13 protein-coding genes are annotated in these 20,177 nt (G+C 66.0%); 5 read left to right on the forward strand and 8 right to left on the reverse strand.

Annotation, left to right across the window (positions count from 1 at the left end):
- The first annotated feature begins 48 nt into the window (after nt 1–48).
- The gene (locus C1877_RS08390; protein ID WP_114568924.1) at nt 49–2,052 is read left to right on the forward strand and encodes an MDR family MFS transporter; all 2,004 of its coding nucleotides are present in this window, start codon (nt 49–51) and stop codon (nt 2,050–2,052) included.
- A 510-nt stretch (nt 2,053–2,562) separates the two neighbouring features.
- On the forward strand, nt 2,563–4,023 hold the full coding sequence (locus tag C1877_RS08395) for a hypothetical protein (RefSeq protein WP_114568925.1): 1,461 nt from the start codon (nt 2,563–2,565) through the stop codon (nt 4,021–4,023).
- Nucleotides 4,024–4,112: 89 nt separating this feature from the next.
- Here C1877_RS08395 and C1877_RS08400 read toward each other — a convergent pair whose 3' ends face one another.
- From C1877_RS08400 to C1877_RS08420, 5 genes are all read right to left on the reverse strand, one after another.
- The gene (locus C1877_RS08400; RefSeq protein ID WP_114568926.1) at nt 4,113–5,855 is read right to left on the reverse strand and encodes an ABC transporter ATP-binding protein; all 1,743 of its coding nucleotides are present in this window, start codon (nt 5,853–5,855) and stop codon (nt 4,113–4,115) included.
- On the reverse strand, nt 5,845–7,665 hold the full coding sequence (locus C1877_RS08405; RefSeq protein ID WP_114568927.1) for an ABC transporter ATP-binding protein: 1,821 nt from the start codon (nt 7,663–7,665) through the stop codon (nt 5,845–5,847). The genes C1877_RS08400 and C1877_RS08405 overlap by 11 nt, the downstream gene beginning before the upstream one ends.
- A gap of 191 nt (nt 7,666–7,856) precedes the next feature.
- Complete coding sequence (locus C1877_RS08410) at nt 7,857–8,480, reverse strand: MptD family putative ECF transporter S component (RefSeq protein ID WP_041239398.1); 624 nt, start codon at nt 8,478–8,480, stop codon at nt 7,857–7,859.
- 46 nt (nt 8,481–8,526) lie between these two features.
- Nucleotides 8,527–10,089, reverse strand: a complete 1,563-nt coding sequence (locus C1877_RS08415; protein ID WP_015539726.1) for an ABC transporter ATP-binding protein — start codon at nt 10,087–10,089, stop codon at nt 8,527–8,529.
- A complete protein-coding gene (locus tag C1877_RS08420) occupies nt 10,086–10,970 on the reverse strand; it encodes an energy-coupling factor transporter transmembrane component T family protein (RefSeq protein WP_083809030.1) in 885 nt (294 codons plus the stop codon). The genes C1877_RS08415 and C1877_RS08420 overlap by 4 nt, the downstream gene beginning before the upstream one ends.
- A 50-nt stretch (nt 10,971–11,020) precedes the next feature.
- Between C1877_RS08420 and C1877_RS08425 the strand changes: the two genes are divergently transcribed.
- The 3 genes from C1877_RS08425 to C1877_RS08435 all read left to right on the forward strand — a co-directional run bounded on the left by C1877_RS08425 (nt 11,021) and on the right by C1877_RS08435 (nt 14,210).
- Entirely contained in the window at nt 11,021–12,037 is a 1,017-nt protein-coding gene (locus C1877_RS08425) for a helix-turn-helix domain-containing protein (RefSeq protein WP_181813821.1), read from the forward strand.
- Between the two features lie 82 nt (nt 12,038–12,119).
- Entirely contained in the window at nt 12,120–12,647 is a 528-nt protein-coding gene (locus tag C1877_RS08430) for a PadR family transcriptional regulator (RefSeq protein WP_015539728.1), read from the forward strand.
- A 183-nt stretch (nt 12,648–12,830) separates the two neighbouring features.
- Complete coding sequence (locus tag C1877_RS08435; protein ID WP_114568929.1) at nt 12,831–14,210, forward strand: MFS transporter; 1,380 nt, start codon at nt 12,831–12,833, stop codon at nt 14,208–14,210.
- Nucleotides 14,211–14,262: 52 nt separating this feature from the next.
- On the opposite strand, the gene C1877_RS08440 is transcribed toward C1877_RS08435, so the two are convergent.
- The 3 genes from C1877_RS08440 to C1877_RS08450 all read right to left on the reverse strand — a co-directional run bounded on the left by C1877_RS08440 (nt 14,263) and on the right by C1877_RS08450 (nt 20,158).
- Nucleotides 14,263–16,122, reverse strand: coding sequence for an O-antigen ligase family protein (locus C1877_RS08440; protein ID WP_114568930.1), 1,860 nt, complete (start codon nt 16,120–16,122; stop codon nt 14,263–14,265).
- 12 nt (nt 16,123–16,134) lie between these two features.
- Nucleotides 16,135–18,717 (reverse strand): Ig-like domain-containing protein, encoded by a 2,583-nt coding sequence (locus C1877_RS08445; protein WP_181813822.1) that lies wholly within the window; start codon nt 18,715–18,717, stop codon nt 16,135–16,137.
- A 262-nt stretch (nt 18,718–18,979) separates the two neighbouring features.
- A complete protein-coding gene (locus tag C1877_RS08450) occupies nt 18,980–20,158 on the reverse strand; it encodes a hypothetical protein (RefSeq protein ID WP_114568932.1) in 1,179 nt (392 codons plus the stop codon).
- Between the last annotated feature and the right edge of the window lie 19 nt (nt 20,159–20,177).

The raw sequence follows: 20,177 nt of genomic DNA on the forward strand, positions 1-20,177 counted from the left end.
CGCCTTTGTTCGCGGCAGCATGTGTCTCATTGGAAGGAAGCAAAGCATATGGGTTTGTCGCGCAAGCAGATAATCATGTTGGCCGTGCTCGTGTTCGGCACGTTCGTCACCGTCTTGAACCAGACCGTCGTGGCGCCGGCGCTGCCGTCGGTCATGGCCGAGATGAGCGTCGACGCGTCCACGGCGCAGTGGCTGACCACGGGCTTCACCCTCGTGAACGCCATCATGATCCCGATCACGGCGTTCTTGACGGACCGCTTCACCACGAAGCGGCTCTTCCTCGTGTCCATGGTCATCTTCACCGCGGGCAGCGCGCTGGCGGGCTGGGGACCGAACTTCGCCGTGCTGCTGCTCGGCCGCCTCGTGCAGGCTGCGGGCGCCGGCATCCTCATGCCGCTCGTGATGACCGTGCTCATGTGGACGTTCCCCGTCGACAAGCGCGGCACGGCCATGGGCCTGTTCGGCATCGTCATCGCGTTCGGCCCGGCCATCGGGCCCACGGCAGCCGGCATCATCATCGACCGCGCCACGTGGCACGACATGTTCTATATCATCACGGCGCTGTCGGCGGCCGTCGTCGTCATCGGCGCGTTCGTGCTGCAGAAGGGCGGCGACACGAACAAGGACGTCACGCTCGACGTTCCCTCCGTCGTGCTGTCGTCGCTCGGCTTCGGCGGCCTCCTGTACGGCCTGTCCACCATCGGCTCGTACGGGCTGCGCGTCAATGCCATCGCCGGCACGCTCGTGGGCGTGGTGGCGCTCGTGTTCTTCTTCCGCCGCCAGCTCAAGATGGAGAAGCCCATGCTGCAGGTGCGCGTGCTGCAGAACCGCAAGTTCCTCGTTGCCACCGTCATCGGCATGCTCGTGCAGGGCGCCCTGCTCGCCGCCGGCATCCTCGTTCCCATCTACCTGCAGTCGCTCATGGGCTACTCGGCCACCGTGTCGGGCCTGGTGCTGCTGCCCGGCGCCATCATCATGGGCGCCATGGGCCCCATCGCCGGCCGCCTGTTCGACAAGCACGGGCCGCGCGTGCTGGCGCTCGTGGGCATGGGCGTGCTCACGCTCACCACGTTCTGCTTCTGCTTCCTGGGGCCGAACATGGGCCTCATCACGCTGACCGTGCTGTACACGGTGCGCCTGTTCTCGCTGTCGCTGGTGAACATGCCCATCACCACCTGGGGCATGAACGCGCTCAGCAACGAGCTGGTGAACCACGGCACCTCGGTGAACAACACGTTCCGCCAGGTGGCGGGATCGCTGGGCACGGCCATCATCGTGTCGGCGTCTACCATCGCCACGAACGCGAGCGCCCCGGCCATGGGCGAGCAGGCCGCGAGCTTCTTCGGCATCGACGTGGCGTTCGCCGTGGCGGGCGTGCTCTGCCTCATCGGCTTCGTCATGGTGGTTGCGCTGGTGAAGAACCGCCCCGGCGAGTCGGCGGCCAAAGACCCCGACAACGCGCGCCGCACCGTGCTGGAGTCCATCATGAAGCGCGACGTGTTCACGCTGCCTTCGAACGCCACCGTGGCCGAGGCCATGAAGCTGCTGGTGGACAAGCACATCTCCGCCGCGCCGCTCGTGAACGCCGAGGGCAAGGCCGTGGGTTTCGTGTCCGACGGCGACATCATGCGCTACCTGTCGAAGCGCTCGACCATGATGATGGACCCCGTGGTCATGATCATGCAGACGGTGGACACCGACGGCGGCAACAAGGACTTCGCCCGCAAGCTCGACGAGCTCATGGGCATGCAGGCGTTGAGCATCGGCGCGAAGGGCATCATCGGCGTGGACGTGCACGCCGACCTTCCCGAGGTGTGCCGCGTGCTGGGCGAGAACCACTTGAAGAAGGTGCCGGTGCTCGACGAGGGCCAGGTGGTAGGCGTGATCAACCGATCCGACATCACCCACTACTCCATGGAGCAGTACCTGGCCGAGCGCGGCGACGAGGCGCTGGCCACGGGCAGCGGAGAGGGCCAGGGACCGACCAAGCTCGAGCGAGCCGAAGAGGCCGCAGCCCTGCCCGACGACGAGGCCGTGGCGTCGTCGATCTAGACGGAACGCGGGAACGAGCGACGCGAGCGGGGACAGCGTCCCGTTTCGGACGCAGGGGGCGCGGACGGGAGCAACCGCCCTGCGCGAGGCGCATCCGGTCGCCTCGCGCAGGGCGGCGACCGGATGCGCATGCAGGCTTGGCCGCCTTTGCGGCCGCAGGCTCGGCAGGAACACCTCTCCTGCCGAGCCTTTTCTATAAGCTATAGCATCATGGACGAAACCAGAGGCTGTGGCGGCGTAATTGCCTCGACGAGCCCTCTGCACACAACCGGCAAAAATGTTTCCCCAGGTCATACGGATTCGCATTTCGCCCGCTATGAGGGCACGATGCCACAGCCTCCGATTTCGTCCAGCTCTTTATCCGTGCTGCTCCTTTCGTCCGCCGATCGGAGCGGCAAAGGGAAGCACTTTGCCGATTTCGCAGTGAAGTCGACCGAGTTCGATCCGGAAAACGGCAGTCCCCTCCCCCATGCTAGCATTTGAAGGTCAACGCTCTTGAAGGGGGTCCCCATGAGGAAACGCCTGCTCTCATTGGTTACAGCACTGGTTTTGGCCTGCTCGCTTGCACCCGGCATCGCGCTGGCGGATCCGGGAGATCCAATCCCCGTCACCATCGAGGTCGGCGCCAATGGCGTACCCGTGGATGCGCCTGGCGACGGGTGGACGTACGAGAACGACAAGCTCACCCTTCAAGCGGGCTACGCGTTCACGCTCGAAGGCGGCACGTTAAGCGTTCGCGTGTATAACTTTGGAACTATCGAAGGCGGCACGTTCGAAGAAAGCGTGTTCAATGGATCGGACGAAGGGGAAGGAGCGGGTATCATCGCCGGCGGCACGTTCAGCAACTACGTGTACAACTACGAAGGCAGCGTCATTTCGGGCGGCGCATTCAACGACGGCGGCTACAACAACGGCCTGCGAAACGAAGGCGTTGTGAGCGGCGGCGAGTTCAAAATTGATGTCAACAACAGTGGAACCATCGAGGGCGAGGGCGTGTTTAACGCCTATATACAGAACGGCAACACGCGATTCGAGCCTGGCCAGAACAAGTCCTGCATCATCTCAGGCGGCACGTTCAGCGCGAATATAGACAACTTCGGAACCATTGAGGGAGGCTCGTTCAGCGGCGAGATCCTCAGCGGAGGAATCATCGCAGGCGGCATGTTTTCCTCCACCAGCTCCGTTACCAGCAACGACGAAGGCACCACCACCGGCGGCGGCACCATATCGAACGGCACGTTCAAGGGCCTCGTCACCAACGGTGATTCCGACCCCGACTACAACGCGGCCGCCATCACCGGCGGCACGTTCGAGGGCACGGTGACCAACTATGATGCTATCGAAGACGGGGCGTTCTCCTTCCGCGTGACCAACAAGGAAATCGGCACCATCTCGGGCGGCACGTTCCTTAGCGACGTGACCAACCGGGGTGCCATCGGAGGCGGCTTCTTCGCGCTTCCTATCATTTGCGAAGGCGGGACGGTGAGCGCGAGCACTTTCCCCGTGCACACCGCGCTCACCGGGCTTTCAATAGCGGAAACCGCGAATGCAGAGCTGGTCGCCTCGTTTGAGAAGGACAGCGAGGAGATCAACTGCTTCATGCTCAAGGCCGCCGAAGAATACCAGCTGCCAGACGCGATCGCCGTGAGCCTTGGAAGTGCGGATGGGCCGAAACTCGCGGCAGGCACGGACTACACCTACGATGCGGCAACTGGCGCCGTCGCCATTAAGAAGGGTGCCGCCTCCGGCCCGCTGCTCCTCACCGCAAGCGGCGTTCCCGTAGTCGCGCCCGCTCCCGAGCCGGCACCTCCGACGCCCGACTCCCGGCCTCCCACATCGGACGCCAAGCTTCTCGCTGCAACAGGCGACAGCGCGATACCCACCGTCGTTGCCGGCATCGCGCTCTTGGCCGCCGGGGCGCTCGCAGCAAGCGCGGCAGCCCGTCGAAACCGCCGTACACATCGACGGTGAGCACTGCGCGGCAGCTCTCGGGCCGCCGCGCTGAATCCTTCTGCATCATGCGATCGAGCGCCATGCGCGGACAGGGCGCATGGCGCCGCTTACGACGCCAGCGACCATCCGGCGGCTTCGGTTTGCAGCTCCACCATGCGGCGGTACAAGCCGCCCTCGTGTGCCATGAGCTCGGCCGGCGAGCCCTCCTCCACCACGCGGCCCTCCTTCAGCACCACGACCTTGTCGGCGTTCGCCACGGTGCGCATGCGGTGCGCGATCACGAGCACGGTCTTGCCCGCCAGAAGTCGCGAGAGCGCCGTCTGCACCTGCGTCTCGTTCTCAACGTCGAGCGAAGCCGTGGCCTCATCCAACAGCACGATGGGCGCATCCTTCAGGATGGCGCGGGCGATGGAGATGCGCTGGCGCTCGCCGCCCGAAAGACGGCTTCCGTTCTCGCCGATGGGCGTGTCGTAGCCCTGCGGCATGCGCAGCACGAACTCGTCGCAATTCGCGGCGTGGGCAGCGGCGAGAACCTCTTTGTCGGAGGCGTCGGCCCGGCCGAGCCGGATGTTGCCCATCACCGTATCGTCGAACAGCACCACGTCCTGGAACACCTCGGCATAGTCCGCCAAGAGCGTCTCCGGTTCCACACCCGCCACGTCCACGCCTCCCACGCGCACCTGCCCAGCGTCGGCGTCCCAAAAACGCGCGGCTAGCTTGGCCACGGTGGACTTGCCGCTGCCACTGGGCCCCACCAATGCCGTCACCTCGCCTTCCCGTGCGGTGAACGTCACGTCGCTCAGCACGCGCTCGCCCTCGCCATAGGAGAACGACACGCCCTCGAAGGTCAGGTCGTGGCCTGCCGGCTTGAACTCGGTCGTACCCGTTTGCGCAGGCTCTTCCTCGATAGCCTGCAGCCGTGCGATGTTCAGGCGCAAGTCCAGCAGCTCGATGATGGTCTGCAGGATGACGTTCACCGGGTCGTACACGCGCGTGACCGCCAGCAGGAAGCAGAAGAACACCATGAAGTCCACCTGCCCGTCCGCAATGAGCAGCGCGCCTGCCAACACCGTGGTGCCGATACCGAGCCGCAGAAGCGCCTGGGCCGACGACGCGCTCACGCCGGCGGTCAGCTCCGCCCTGATCTTCGCATGCTCGAAGGCATCCACCCGCTCGCCCACGCGCTCGAGAAACGCCGGAACCTGGTTCGTGGCACGGATCTCGCGGGCGCATTCCAGGTACTCCTGGATACCGTCGGCAAGCTCGAGGCTCGCCTCGTTGCGAGCGCGTCCCGCCGCCTGCTGAAGGCGCGTAGTGGATAGCAGCACCGCCACCGCAACCGGGATGGGCCACAGCGCCGCCAGCGCCAGGCGCCAGTCGAATGCGACCAGGCAAACGGCCACCACCGCCGTCGAGATGGCCGCACCGAACAGCTGCGGCATGACATGCGAGAACATGCGCTCATGGTCGGCGCAGTCCTTCATGACCGCACTCGTGAGATCGGACAGATCACGCTGCCCGAAGAACGACAGCGGCAGCTGCCGCAGCTTCTCGGCCAGGCCGATGCGCTTGCGGGCGCTCTCGTTGTACACCACGTTGTAGGTGCTGTCGTACTCGAGGTTCTGCGTGAGCAGCATGACGACGAGCACCGCGACGATGGCCAGCAGGTACGCTCCGAGCTCCGGCAGCGGTTGCGATGGGTCGGTCAAGTGGGCCACGAACGCGCCCGTAACCGTGAACAGCACGCCGATGGGCGCCATGAGCACGACGTTGGCCAGCGCCGCAGCCCCCACGCCACGCTTGAAATCGCGCGCTCCCTGTTCGGTCAGTGCGAACTTGTCACGCAGCATGGGTGCCGCTCCTTTCGATCCTCCACGTTACCGACGTGCGGTAATCGTCCCACATCTTCGCATACAGGCCGCCGGCCGCAACCAGCTCGTCGTGCCGCCCGCGCTCGACCACCCGGCCCCCGTCCAGCACGCATATGATGTCGGCTCCAATAACGGTGGACAGCCGATGCGCGATCATGAGCACCGTCTTGCCCGCGCAGAGCCTCGCCAAGGCGCGCTGGATGAGCGCCTCGTTCTCCGGGTCGGCGAAGGCCGTGGCCTCATCGAGCACCACGATGGGAGCGTCTTTCAGAATGGCACGCGCGAGCGCGATACGCTGGCACTCGCCGCCCGAAAGGTACACGCCCTCCGCACCCACCTGCGTGTCCAGGCCATCGGGGAACTTCGCCACGATATCATCGCACTGTGCGGCGTGGGCGGCGGCCTCCACCTGCGCACGCGTGGCACCCGGGCGCGCAGCGCGGATATTCTCCAGGAGCGACGCCTTGAACAGGCGATCGTTTTGGAACACGAAGGCCACCTGCGCCATGAGCTCAGAGGCGGGGATGTCGCGCACGTCCACCCCTCCCACGCGCACGCGGCCCGAACCCGCGTCCCAGAAGCGGGGCACCAGGCTGGCGGCCGTCGTCTTGCCGCCGCCCGAAGGTCCCACGAGCGCCACCGTGGAGCCGGCGGGCACCTCCAAGCTCATATCCACCAGCGCATCTCCTGAAGCGCCGGGGTACGCGAAGCCCACCTGCTCGAAGGAGATCGAGGCATCGCGCGGGTGCCTGGCCCGCACCGCCGACGGCTCCGCCAGCGGCCTTGTCGCGAGTATCTCGTCGATGCGACGCACGGAGTCCTGCGCCATCATCACGGCCTCGCTCGCGTACATCACCTTCGTCATCATGGTGGTGGTAATAGCCGAGAACACCGCATAGAACAGGAAGTCCGTCAGAAACGCCGCAAAATCGCCCGCCGCATGCGCTAAAAGGATGCCTGCGGGCACGAGCACGGCGAACGTGCCGTTGATGGCCACGAGCTGGACGACCTGGGGGCGCTGGCACGACTTCGAGTACTGGTAGGCCATGTCGCGATAGCTCATGATGGCCTCGGAGAATGCACGAAACGAATGCACCGTCTGCTGGAACACCTTCACCACGGGGATGCCGCGCACGTATTCCACGGCCGCCTTGTTCATGCGATTGAGCGCGTCTTGATAGAGCATCATGAACGGCATGCCGTCGTTCTTCGCCTGACGCCCCATCATCCACCACATCATGAGCGCCGAGACGGCGATGGGAACGAGGCACACGAGACCCATGACCCAGTCGAACGCGAACATGACCGCCACGAACGCCACCGGGGTGACGAGCGATCCCACGAAGTCCGGCAGCTTGTGCGCGAGCACGTCCTCGGTTTGGCCGGCGCAGCCGTCCACCACACGCCGCAGATGCCCCGAGGCATGGGAATCGAAGTAGCCGAGCGGCACGCAGGCCAGGTGGCCGAGCGCCTGCTTGCGCATGTTCGCCGCCGTGCGGAACGCCGCCAGATGCGTGCACATGAGCGCCGCGAAGTACACGAACAGGCCCGCTGCCGAGAACGCGAACGCAAGCCAGCCCCAGAAGGCGAGCCCCTCCGCAGCGCTCCAGTTGGGAGCCACGGCTACGAGGTCGCGCAGCACGAACCACACGCACACCAGGGGCATGACCACGAAGACGCCGTTAACGCCCGCAAGCACGCACCCCAGCACCGCGAGCTTCTTGCGCGAGCCTGCGAACCCGAGCAGGCGTCCGACGGCATCTTTGGGACTTGGCGGCGCCACAGGCATCGCCCCACCAGCTGCCGGTTCGCCCCCGCATCCCGCCCCTGCTGCGGCAGAGCCGCCTGCCGATGGAGTCGCCCCACCGGAGCCGACGGCTCCGTGCGGCGCGCCAGCCGCCGCTGCTGCTTCTGCCATGATGCCTCCTTCCTCTCTTCGAGCGCAGCCTGTCAAGGCCGCGCCGCCTCGCCTCGATGCGCCTAGGCGCCCATCCGCGCGAAATGCTTCTTGAACACGCGCTCTCCCAATAGACCGCCGACAAGGGGACCTATCACGGCAACCGCAAGCGCCACCAAGGCGAGCGGACCGTACATGAAGTCCACGAGCTGCTGGCCGTACTCGGCCGTCATGCCCGAGGCCACAACCATGTCCACGTACGCCTGGCCCGTGAGGTAGACAAGCGAGACATGCCCCGCCCAGAAGCACACGACGAAGGCGACGAACGCCGCCACGCGGCGAAAGGCGGTGCGCTCGCCCGGCGCGCCCAACACGAGCTCGGCCGCCACGCCGCCAAGGGCGATGCCCAGAGGACCTGTCCAGAACATGCCCATCACCAGGCCGAGCAGCGCCACCAGCAGGCACATGAGCGCTACCGCACCGCGCTTGGGAACGCGGGCCAGCACGTACATCCACACGATACCGGCCGGAACAGCGCCGACCCCATGGGTGAACCAGGACGTGGTGGCGCTGAGGGAACACACTATCGAGAAGACCATGAACACCGCGAACAGAAGCACGCCGAAGACGGCGAGCACCACGTAGTCGCGACCGGTAAGCCGGGTGCTGCGGGCGGGCGCGCGCCCTTTTGTTGCTGTCGATTCCATACAAGAACTCCTTTCATCGGAAGTAATGCCGAAATGCGCGGGTGCATCACCCGTCGAAACCGAGCGTGCGGCGCACGGCGGGCAGGTTCGCCCGCGCAAGCGGCTCCTGGACGCTCACGCGACCGCCGGCCATCACGGCCACCTCGTCGCATGCGGCGACGATGAACTCATAGTCGTGCGTGATCACCGCCACGCACGTGCCGTCGTCGCGCACACGCGAAAGCTCTCTGGCCACGGCCTGCATGTTGCCGAAGTCAAGCCCGCTCGTGGGCTCGTCCAGCACCAGCACGCGGGCCCCCTGCAGCACGCCGGCCGCAATGGCCAGTCGCTGGCGCTCGCCGCCCGAGAGCGACAGCGGGTGCCGCTCGGCCAGATGCGCGAGGCCGAAACGGTCGAGTGCCTCGCCAGCCGCCGCCCGGGCCGCCTCGCCGCGGCCGAGACGACGAGCCGCAGCAGCTTCCAGCTCGCATGCGGCCGTATGGGCGAACAGTTGGTAACCGGGCTCCTGCATAACCAGGAACACCTGGCCGGCCCGTTTGCGACACGGAGCCGATCGTCCCTCGAGCGCCACCTGCCCCGCACGTTCGCGATGCAACCCGGCCAAGCAGCGCGCAAGCGTCGACTTTCCTGCGCCGTTGCCTCCCACCAAAGCCGCGATGCGCCGGGACGCGAACGCACCGGCGGCCCCGCGCAGCACATCGTCACCGCGACGGTAGCCCGCACGCAGGTTGCTGAACGAGAGTGCCGCAGCAGAGACGGCGCGTACCGGGCACGGGAGCGACGGGTCCTGCCCGTCCGTCGGCGCGCCTTCGGCGCAGGCATCCTCGATGCGCCAGGCCCGAAGGCCCATCCGGTGAAGCTCGCGCACGGGCAGGCGCTCGAATTCCGCAGCCGCCCAATCGTGAGCGATGCGCCCGTCCTCCATATGCACCACCCGATCTGCTATTCCCCGCAGCCACCATAGCCGGTGCTCGGAGACGATCACCGTGCGCCCTAGCTCCTTCAGGCGACGAACGAGGTGCGCAAGGGTGCGCATGGAGGCCACATCGAGTGCGGCCGTGGGCTCGTCAAGGGCGAACACCTCCGGGCCCAGCGCATGCACCGACGCAATGGCCACCATCTGGCGCTGGCCTCCGGAAAGTTCCCGGATGTCACGGTCGAGCAGATGGGAGATACCCAAGTCGGCCGCGGCGCTGCGAACGCGGAGGCGTATCTCGTCGTGCGGCAGGCCCGCGTTCTCGCACCCGAAGGCGATCTCCGAGGTGGTGTCCAGGTTGAAGAACTGGCTGCGCGGATTCTGGAACACGGAGCCCACGCGCAGCGAGAGCCCTTCGATGCCCAGGTCGGCCGCATCCTGCCCGAGCACGCACACCGTGCCGGACAGCTCCCCATCGTAGGCTTGCGGCACCAGACCGTTCACGAGGCGCATGAGCGTGGTCTTCCCGCAGCCGGAACAACCCGTCACCACCACGCACTGTCCTCGTGCGACGGACAGGCTCACGCCCTTCAGCACCGGCTCGAACAGGTTTCCCTCCGCATCGGCATAGGAGAACGCCACTCCGTGGAATTCCACGGCCGCACCGTCGCGCGGGGCTTGCGGCGCCGTCATGCCAGCACCCCTGCACCCAGCGCCACGGATACGCCTGCAAGCGCAACGAAGTACACGAGCAGCAGCGCATCAACCACGCCGATACGCAGCTCGTAGTAGCTCGTGCGCCGATTCGGTGCGTCGATGCCGCGCACGGCCGCCGCGTTCGCCAGTTCATCGGCCACGATACCCACACGTCCCACCACCGGCACCAGCAGGTTCTCGATCACCTGCACGGGATGCCGCAGCACGCGTGCCGGCGAGAGCGCGATGCCGCGCACCTTCATGGCATCGAGCACCGCGCCGAACTCCTGGCCGAGCGTGGGAGCGAAGCGCAGCATCACGCACAGCGCCGCCGACACCCGCTTCGGCAGGCCGAGGCGCTGCAGACTGTAGGCGAGCTCCCCGGTACGCGTGGTGCCCACCATGTTCGCAGCCATCATGAAGGCGCACAACATACGGCGCACCATCGCGAACGAGGCGCCCACGGCCATGAGCACCACACCGGAGTGCGCGCACAGCCAGCAGAGGACGAAAAGCACCGCCCAGACCGCCGCCCAGCGCAGGGCCGATGAGAGCCGCCCGCACCAGATGCCGGCGAGCGCGCACCCACCCACCGCCGCCAACTCAACCGCCACCGATGCGGAAGCGAACGTGGACAGGCTGATCAACAGGATGCAAATCAACGAAACACGAGGATCGATGCAATGCGCGGGCGGTACCGCCGCAGCCCTTTCACGGGCCCGCACCGATACTTTCGCGGCAGCCCCGCCGCTTGCCTGCAACGGCCCCGGCGCACCCGCGGACTCCAAGGTGGCGGTGCAGGCGAATGACGGCGTTGTGTTCGCGCCATAGGCAGACGGTTTTCCCGGATCCCTATTTGTAGTAGTATTGTTATCCATGGTTAACTATGCTAGCGTCTCTCGGAGGCGCGGGAAGGAGGAGGGGCCCTATGCGCAATCCCTCCGAAAACTTCAAGAATCGCGCCGAAACGGCCCGTGAGGCCGACACGGGCATCGACACGCTGTTCGAGCCGCAAATTCGGCAGCTCGGCGGTGTGCTGATCGATGCGGCCGCACACGGGCGGCAAGGGCTCCTGTGGCTGATCGACCCGGCGGTCGGCAAGGGCTCTTTCTGGTACTTCCCCATCGGCGACCGCCTAGCGGTGGGCGCGTTCGACTTTGCACTTCGCGAGGAGGGCGGATTCTTCTGCGACGCGGCCGATTGCTTCTACTTCGGCTCCTACAGCCATGAGATGCTCCCCTACCTGGGAATCGAACCAACACTACCCGGCCGCACCGTGCTGGGGCATGCCTGGAAGCACGCCCCCTACCATCAACGGGTGCAGGGCGGAGCGAGGCTGAGCGAGACGTTCGTCGCACTCTTGCCCGAGGCGCTGCGGGACGTCAGCCTGCGATTGCATTGCGATCCCGTGGTGCTGAGCTCGGCAATCGCCGCGCTCGATGGCACGTCCTGCCCCGCCGGGCTGCCCTCCTTGCTTGACGACATGCGGCGAGCCCGGCCGAGCGCCGTCGTGGCCGAGGCGTTCTACGAGAGCAAGGTGGTGGAAGCGTGCGCGCTTATCGTGGACTGGCGGCTCGCATACGGCCGCGCGCCCGTTGCGCTCTCGGCAGACGATGTCGCTGCAGTGGCGGCTGCCCAACGCCTTATCCAGCAAGACCTCGCACACCCCGTCACCACCGAGGAGCTCTGTCGCGCGGTTTGCGTGGGAACGAGCAAGCTCATCGAGCTGTTCAGGCTATCCTGCGGCATGACGCCGCAAGAATACGCGCGCGATGTGCGCATGCATCACGCCTGCGAGCTGCTCGAGACCACCGACCTGTCCCTGGCCGCTATCGCCGCATGCGTGGGTTATTCCCGTCAGGGCAGCTTCTCCGAAGCGTTCCGTGCCCGGTGCGGCCTCTCGCCCCGGGAGTGGCGTGCGAACGCTCGCGCCCTCCATCGGTAATCTTCCCAAAGACCCCTCTTGCGTTTTATACTATCAGTGATAGTATGTCCCTTATCAGCGAGAGCCGAAAGGGAACCGGAAAATGGCCAGCCATTCGATCGAGATCATGATTTTGGGCGCGCTCATCGAGCGCCCGATGAGCGCGTACGAGATGGACAAGACGATGGAGGACCGCAACATCCGACGCTGGATACGCATCAGCTCGCCGTCGGTGTACCGCAACGTCATCCGCCTGTGCGATGAAGGCTATGCCGACGGCACCGTCGTCAAGGAAGGCGAGATGCCCGAGAAGACGGTGTACACCATCACGGACAAGGGGCGGGCACGCTTCGCCGATCTCATGGACGAGGCCGCCGCGCTGCCCGCGCGGGTCGACTTCGGCTTCCTGCCCGTCTTGGCGAACATCGGCCTCGTGGACGAGGATACCGGCCGCGCGCTCATCGACGGGCTGATCGAGACGCACCGCAGCACAGCCGAGCACGTGGACGGGCTCATCCCCTCCTACGAGCGTCTCGAGGCGCGGGCCACCATGGAGCTGTGCGCCGACACGTACCGTCTCGTCGCCGATCATCTCGCACGGTTCGAGCAGGAACTGTACGGCAAAGGCTGATGTCTGCATAGTGCGAACGAATGTTTCACGTGAAACATTCGTTCGCACTATGTCCCCGCAACGCCGTCCCTTCGCGGGCGATATCCGACGATCCCCCCGCATCGCCGACAAACCGGTTCGACAACCGGTTTCTTTTTAACCAGTAACTATCATTGATAGTAGTATTTAAGATAGGAGAAAGATATGGAAACATGGGATCAGAGGGCCGAAGGCAAGCCCTTCCCTACCGCCGCCGTGCTGGGAGGGTTGGCGCTGAGCCTGTTCATGGCGGCGCTCGACGACACCATCGTGAGCACCGCCATGCCGAAGATCGCCGCCGGCCTGGGCAGCTTCGACCACTACACCTGGCCGTTCACCTCCTACTTGCTCACCTGCACGCTGGCGACGCTTCTGTGCGGCGCATGCGCGACGCGCTTCGGCCACAAGCGGGTGTTCGCATGCGGTATCAGCGTGTTCGCCGTCGCATCGGCGGGTTGCGCGCTGTCGAACGGTATCGACGCGCTCACGGCGTGGCGCGCCGTGCAAGGTGCGGGCGGGGGCCTCGTGGAGGCCGGCGTGTTCATCGCGATGGCCGAGCTGTTCGAACCGCGCGTGCGCGGGAAGTACATGGGCATCCTCTCGTCCATGTACGGCCTGGCTTCCATCGCAGGGCCGCTGGCCGGCGGGCTGATCGCCGATACGGTGGGCTGGCACTGGATCTTCCTGGTCAACCTGCCGTTGAGCGTGGCGGCGCTCGTGCTGGTCGTGCGGTTCCTCCCGGGCAAGCAAGCTCATGCGGAACGGTCGTTCGACTTGCCCGGCGCCCTGTGCGCGGCCGCCGCCATCGTGCCGCTCACGCTTGCGTTCAGCCTGACGGGCAGCGCCCTCGCCTGGTTCTCCGCGCCGTTCTTCGGGCTGCTCGCGCTCGCGGCCGCCATGATCGCGCTGCTCGTACTGGTGGAACGGCGGCGCGACCACGCCATCGTGCCGGTGCGATTCTTCCGTTGCGCGCAGGTGAACGGGGCGGTGGCGATGGGGTTCTGCTCGCAGTTCGCCCTGCTCGTCGGCGTGATGTTCGTGCCGCGGTTCGTGCAGGAGGGGCTGGGGCTCACGTCGACCGCCTCGGCGCTGGCCACGATCCCTATGACGCTGGCGCTCGTAGTAGGCAGCACGCTGGCGGGGCGGGTGTTCGGCGCGAACGGGCGGATGCGCACCATCAGCCGCGTCGGGTTCCTCGTGCTGGGCGCTGGGGCGATGCTGCTGTGCCTTGTCGGCCCCGCGACCGGCATGGTGCAGCTCGCGTGCTCGTCGGCAGTGCTGGGATTCGGCATCGGGGCGAACATGCCCATGACCAACATCGCCGCCCAAACCGCCGTGGAGCCGCGCGACGTGGGCAAAGCGACCTCCCTCGCGCTGTTCTTCCGCGGGCTGGGCGGCACCGTGGGGTCGGCGGCGTGCGGCGCAGCCGCCGGAGCCGCGTTCGCGGAAGCGGCGCTGCCCGTGTTCGCGCTGTGCGTCGGCGCGGCCGTTGCGGGCCTCGCGCTGTCGGGCACGCTGCCGCGGTTTGTCGAACGCCGGAGGTAAGACCGAGGCGAAGCCCGCCCCCGATGGGATAAGGAAGGGCGGGCCGGCGAAGCTAGGCAAGCGTTTCGGGCAGCTGCTCCTGGTTTCCGATCAGCGCGGCGAGCCCCGTCGAGGCCATGGCGTTGGCGCGCGCAGCCGCCTGCCGATACCGCTCCCGCGCTTCCTCGCCCGCATCATGGCTCGCAAGCAGAAGGCGGGCGCTCTCGAACAGGTCGACGTTGCCGGGCTCGCGCTCCAGCTCTGCGAGCAGGATATCCTCGGCCCGCGCATCGTCGCCGAGGGCGTAGAGCGCTTCTGCCGCATAAAGCGCCTGTTCAGCCGACGTGATCGAACCTTCGCTGAAAGCCTTTGCGAGCTCGCTCCATGCGCCCGCCCGCCGCAGCGCCTCGGCGTAATCCGACCGTACGGAGTCGTCGCGTTTGGCAAAGGGGTTCTGTTCCAGAACCTGCCGGATCGCGGCCGCATCCGCCTTCGCCGCGGCCGACGCGGACGCGTCTTTCGCGCTAGCCGCCCACAAGCCGAACCCGCTGGCCGCGAAGGACGCTACCAGAAAAAGCAGCGCGAGCGGGAGGCCCCATGCCCGATCAAGGCTACGCGACCGGCGCCGCGGCTCCGGCGCAGCGTGGAGGGTCAAGAGCATCGCCAAGAATGCGAGCAGCGCGGCGAACTGGAAGTCTATGTCGAAGGCTCCATGCACGGCGATCAGCAAGATGGCGCAGACGACCGGCGCGTTCCCGCAGGACGCTGCCCGCTTCACGCCCATGACGATGGCCGCGACGAACAGCGCCGCCCCGACCAAACCGGCATCGAGGGCGATCTGCAGATAGCCGCAGTGCACCGACGTGGCGGTGTACTGCGCGGACTGCACGTACGGGTAGAGGAACCTCCACACGTCGGGCCCGATGCCGAGCGCAGGATTCGCCGCGACCACGGCCGCCGCATCCCCCATCTGGACCAGGCGCTCGACGAACGTCCGCCCCGCCTGCGCCGCCCTGCCCGTCTGAGCGAGCGCCTCCACGCAGGCGAGCGTGCACGCCACCAGCAGCGCGCATGCAAAAAGAGCCGTCCTCCTCGCGTTCTTCGCCCTGGCCAGCCTCCGAACCGCCAACGAGCCGGCCGCGAACGCGCCGGCCGCGGCGGCAAGGGCCCAGCCTGTCCCGACAACGAGGCAGAGGACGAACGCTCCGGCCGCGCACGCCGTCAGCGCCGCCGCCTCCGCCACATGCACGAACGCGCCCTCGCGCCATCGGCATGCGCAGAGAGCGACGAGAGCGCACGCGAACAGCCCGCAGGCCCCCGCCGACTGCGTGAACAGCAGCGCCGCCAACGGGAAGGAGGCCGCCCTTCGCAGACGCGCGCTTTCGGACCCGAGCGCCAGCAGGGCGCAGGCCGCGAAGAACGTTCCCGACGTGTTGGCGTACTGGAAGGGGAACTGCAGCCGTCCGGCGTTGACCGCCCCCTCGACGCCGCCCGGCATCGACATCAAGGCGAGCCCCAGCACGGCGATGGCAACCCCGAGCCAAACGACGGCGCGCATCGTTCTCGCCCGCGCCGCATCGGGCAGCACCGCGTGCAGGAACGTCAGCGCCGCCACGGCGAACCAAGGGGCCGACTCGGCGACTCCCGTCAGCGTGAGGCCATGGACGGCGCTGCTAGCCAGGCTGCACGCCCCTACACCCGCGATCAGCAGGGGAATCGCGATGCTCCCGTCGCGTCTGCCACGCGCACGGGCCGAGACGATCGCCGAAAATGCCGCGCACCCCGCCGCCAGCAGGCCGACGACGCATGAGGCTGCGGCGTAATAGCCTCCTTGCCACAGCACCAGAACGCCGAGCAGCCCGACGAACGCCGCCCCCTCCCAAGGAAGGGGTACGTTCGACGGGCTGTCCGTCACCTGGTTCTTGCGAGCCATCGAGGAGAGGCTCTACTTCACCCTGCGTCCGCCGCGCACGAACGCCAGGCAAACCAGCGCCGCGGCAATCGCGCAGCCAGCCAGCGCCATCGGAAGCGCCAGCGTGTCGCCGGTGGGAGCGAGCAGGGGCTTCACGACCTCATCCTGACCGGAGCCACCGCCTCCGGGGAGAACGGTCCCGGAGCCGCCAGCCGACCCGCCGCCGATCTCGCCGCCCGACGTCTGCCGCTCGCTGCCCGTCACCACGTAGGTGCTGAAGTGCTCGGTGGCAAAGCACAGGTCGTCGCCATCCACCCATGTGGGCTTCTTCTCGATCGCGCCGTTGTCGGCAACGTGGCTGACCTCAAGCGTCTTCGGGTCGAGCGCGCGCATGGCATCGGTCATCCGCAGGCGCACCGTCATCGTTCCGTCCTCCAAGCTGACCGCCACTTCCCCGCCATCGGCGTTGCGCAGCGACACGTCAAGGATCTCGGCAACTTTCGTTTGCCCGCCTTGGAGCGAAGTGATGGTTTGCTGCGCGCTCTCCGTCAGATCCTGCGCGCCCTGCACCGCCAACGACAGGGAGCCGCCGTTGCCCTGCGCGATCTTGTCAAGCTGCTCGGCAGCAGCAGGGCTGGACACCTCGACGGATGCCTGATACGCGGAGTCGCCCTCGGTCGCGGCGATCTCCTTGGCAGCCACCGCCACCTCGCAAATCGCCGACACGTCGCCGACCTTCGCCGTGATGGTGGCCGAGCCCACGCCGAGCGGCGTCACCTTGCCGCCGTCGACCGTAGCCACCGCAGAGTTCGAGGTAGACCACGCGATGCTGCCAGCCTCATCGGCGTCAAGCGGATCGACGGTCGCCGTCAACGTGAAAGGCTCGTCGCCCACAGTAAGCTGCTTGCTCGTCACATCCAACGCGATCGCCTTCGCGGGATTGGTCACCGAAACCGCGACGACGCCCTTCACGGTGGAAGACTCCTGCTGCGCCTCGAACACGAGGGTGCCCTTGCCCGTGCCAAGCGCAGCGATCGCGTAATTGCCACCCTCGCTGGCCGCGACGCTGAACACGGCGTTGCCGGAAGCGTCGCTCCACACGCCGTTCGAGAGCGAGCCCTTGCCCTCCACGGAGAACGTCAGGTCGTAGTCGTCGACTGCGCCGGACAAGGCGCCGAAAGCGGCAACGTTCACGGTTTGCGCGTCGCCCTTCACAAGCGCGACACTCGCAGCGGAGAGGTCGAAGCCCGTCACCGGGTTGCTCACCGTGACCGTGCAGGAGGCAGACTGCTGCTCGTCTTCGAGGGAGGTTGCCGTGATGACGGCCGTTCCCTTGCCCACAGCCGTCACCAGGCCGTTTTCGTTGACCGTGGCCACGGACTTGTCGCTGGCAGACCACGCGACAGACTTGTCGAGCGCCCCGGCGGGAGAAACGGTCGCCACGAGCTGCGTCGTACCGACGCCCACGATCGACACCTCGCTCTTGTCAAGCGCGACGCCCGCCACGTGCTCGCCCACGGTCACCGCGCACTCGGCCGTGAGTCCGCCATCCAGTGTGGTAGCCGTAACGGTGCACGTTCCCACGCCGACCGGGGTCACCGCGCCGTTGTCGTCGACCATGGCCACGTCACTGTTGGAGGACGTCCAGGCGACGCCCTTGTCGGAAGCAGTCGCGGGAAGCACCGTGGCCTCGAGCTGCGACGGCTCGTCGCCCACATAGAGCGTGAGGGCTTCAGCGTCCAGCTCGATGCCAGCGGCAGGCGTCACCACGGTAATGGCGACCGAAGCGGTCTGCTCGCCCGCCGTGGCGGTGATCGTGGCTTCGCCGTTGGCGAGCGCCGTCACCAGGCCGTCGGCATCGACCGTGAGCACGTTCTCGCTGGAGGAAGCCCACTCCACTTTGTCGGTAGAGCTTTCAGACTGCACCGTGGCCGTCAGCTGGGCAGTGCCGCCCACGTTGAGCGGCTTCTCGGGAGCGCCGGAAATGGTCACGGACGTGGCGGGGGTTGTCACCGCTATCTCGACCAAGGCCGACCTATCGCCCGCCGTGGCGGTGACGGTCGCCTTGCCGTTGGCAATGGCCGTAACCTTGCCGGACGCATCGACCGTGAGCACCTTGTCGTCTGAAGTCGCCCACATCACCTTGTCGGTGGAGTTCGCAGGCTCGACCGCGGCCGTCAGCTGCGCGGTCGCGCCCACCGCCAGCTGCTCGGGAGCGCCGGAGATGGTCACCGACATGGCAGGCACAGGCTCCTTCTTCGTGTCGATGGTGCTCGTGTCGAAGAACTCCCACGCGTCGCCCTTCTTCAAAAGGATGAGGGACTCGTGGTCGCCGCAATCGTAATACGCGTCGTACTCGAACGGAATCAACGCCTCTCCCTCGGCATCGACCGCACCATATTTTCCGGCGTCGTTAGCGGTGTAGGTCATCACCGTGCCGTCACCGAGCGTGCGCTTGGTTTGCTGCCACGTTATCCACTCGGTGTAAGCAGACCGCGAGAGCTCGTTCAGATCACGGTCGACGTACCGATAATAAGCAGGGGTGGCCTTGGGATAGACCGTTCCGTCCTCTTGGTCGTACACAGCTATCCGGTAGACCACTGTCCCGTCGGCCAAGATCGTCCGGTAAGCCCGAGCGTACTCCATTGCCTTTTCGGGAGAATCGATCCATTCCCCCTTGTCATAGGCAACAAGGGCTTTTTGGGTATACCCACCATCGTACACCGTTTCGGTCGCAACCAACGCGCCTTCCAGGCCCGAGGAGTTGAGGGAAACCGTCCCCGCCGCTGTCGTGGGAGATATCGTTTTCACTTCCTCGCCCGCAAAGTCGAGGATAATGCAATTGCCATTGCTCTCAGTTGTGCAAACGAAAGGTGCCCTAGTATCCTCTTGTACCCGGGAGAACCTTCACCGAAGTTCCGTCTGCCAGCCGTATGGAATACTGCGTGAAATACCCCTGGCCATCCGTGGAGTTCTGGTAGCACAGAAAGCGGCCGTTGCCCATAGAGCTTTCGATTGTCACGCCCTGAAACTCCGCCGGCTGAACACCCGTGAAATCCCATATCCGCGTGCCACCAGATTTGTATTGGATCAACTCAGCTTCCGAGAACACTTCGAAATTCCAAAGAGACGCAACACCGCTCATGATGAAGCCTTCCGGCTTCTTCGGCGTCACGCACCGGTACGCATCCTGTCCCTCGACTTTGGTTATCGTAACCTTGCCGCCGTCGGGCAAGCTCCACTCGCGTTCGGTCTCCCCGACGGATGGAGTGTCCCCCTTGGCAACGAACGAGTTGCTTGCCGAATCCCATACGTACTCCTTTGAGACGCGAACGTTGTTGGCGTCATAACCGGATATATTGAGCGTAAGCGAACGCGTCTCGTCATACGCGAACCAGATGGATACGCTCGGACCCTCTTCGGACCAACCCTTGGACCAATCTTCGGGCATGGGAACCGATGTCCTTTTGACACCTTCCCCATCGTAGACGTCCACAACAGAACCGTCGAGGTCAACGGCCGCCACCAGGGGCTCGGCGCTCGCCCTCTTGACGAATTTGTCGTAGCGGGCCGAGGCGACCTCGGCTCCATCGTTCGAAACGAAGCCGTACTTCACCTTGTCGTTCACATTCTTCGGCGCAGCGCTAAACGAGAACTCGTCCGTCATGAGCTGCTGCATGCTCGCCATGGCAACTTCGATGCAGTGTGCTTTGTTGGTTTCCGAAGAGGGCACATCGCCCAAGCCGAACGACGCCAGCACCGTGCCCGAGCTGTTCACCGTGTCAACCTGCGTGACGCCCTCGCTCGCATTGCCCGATCCGTCCGTGACCGAGCCCCGCTTCACCATCAAAGCGATCCCGGTGGTCTTGACGCCGTACACGTCGTCGTACACCAAGTTCTTGCCCAAGCTCTCGCTCGCAAGCACGGCCGTGTAAACCACCTCGTCTGCGAATGCCTGCATCGCGCTCGTCCCGAGCATCTGGGCGCACAACACCAACGCCAAGCACCAAGGCAGTGCCTTGCAGGGGCGCTTTCCGCGCAACCTCTCTGCTTCCATACGACTCTCTCTTCCCCGA

Origin of the sequence: Gordonibacter pamelaeae (genome assembly GCF_003340385.1) — a bacterium.
In the GTDB taxonomy this organism is placed as follows: Bacteria; Actinomycetota; Coriobacteriia; order Coriobacteriales; family Eggerthellaceae; genus Gordonibacter; species Gordonibacter pamelaeae.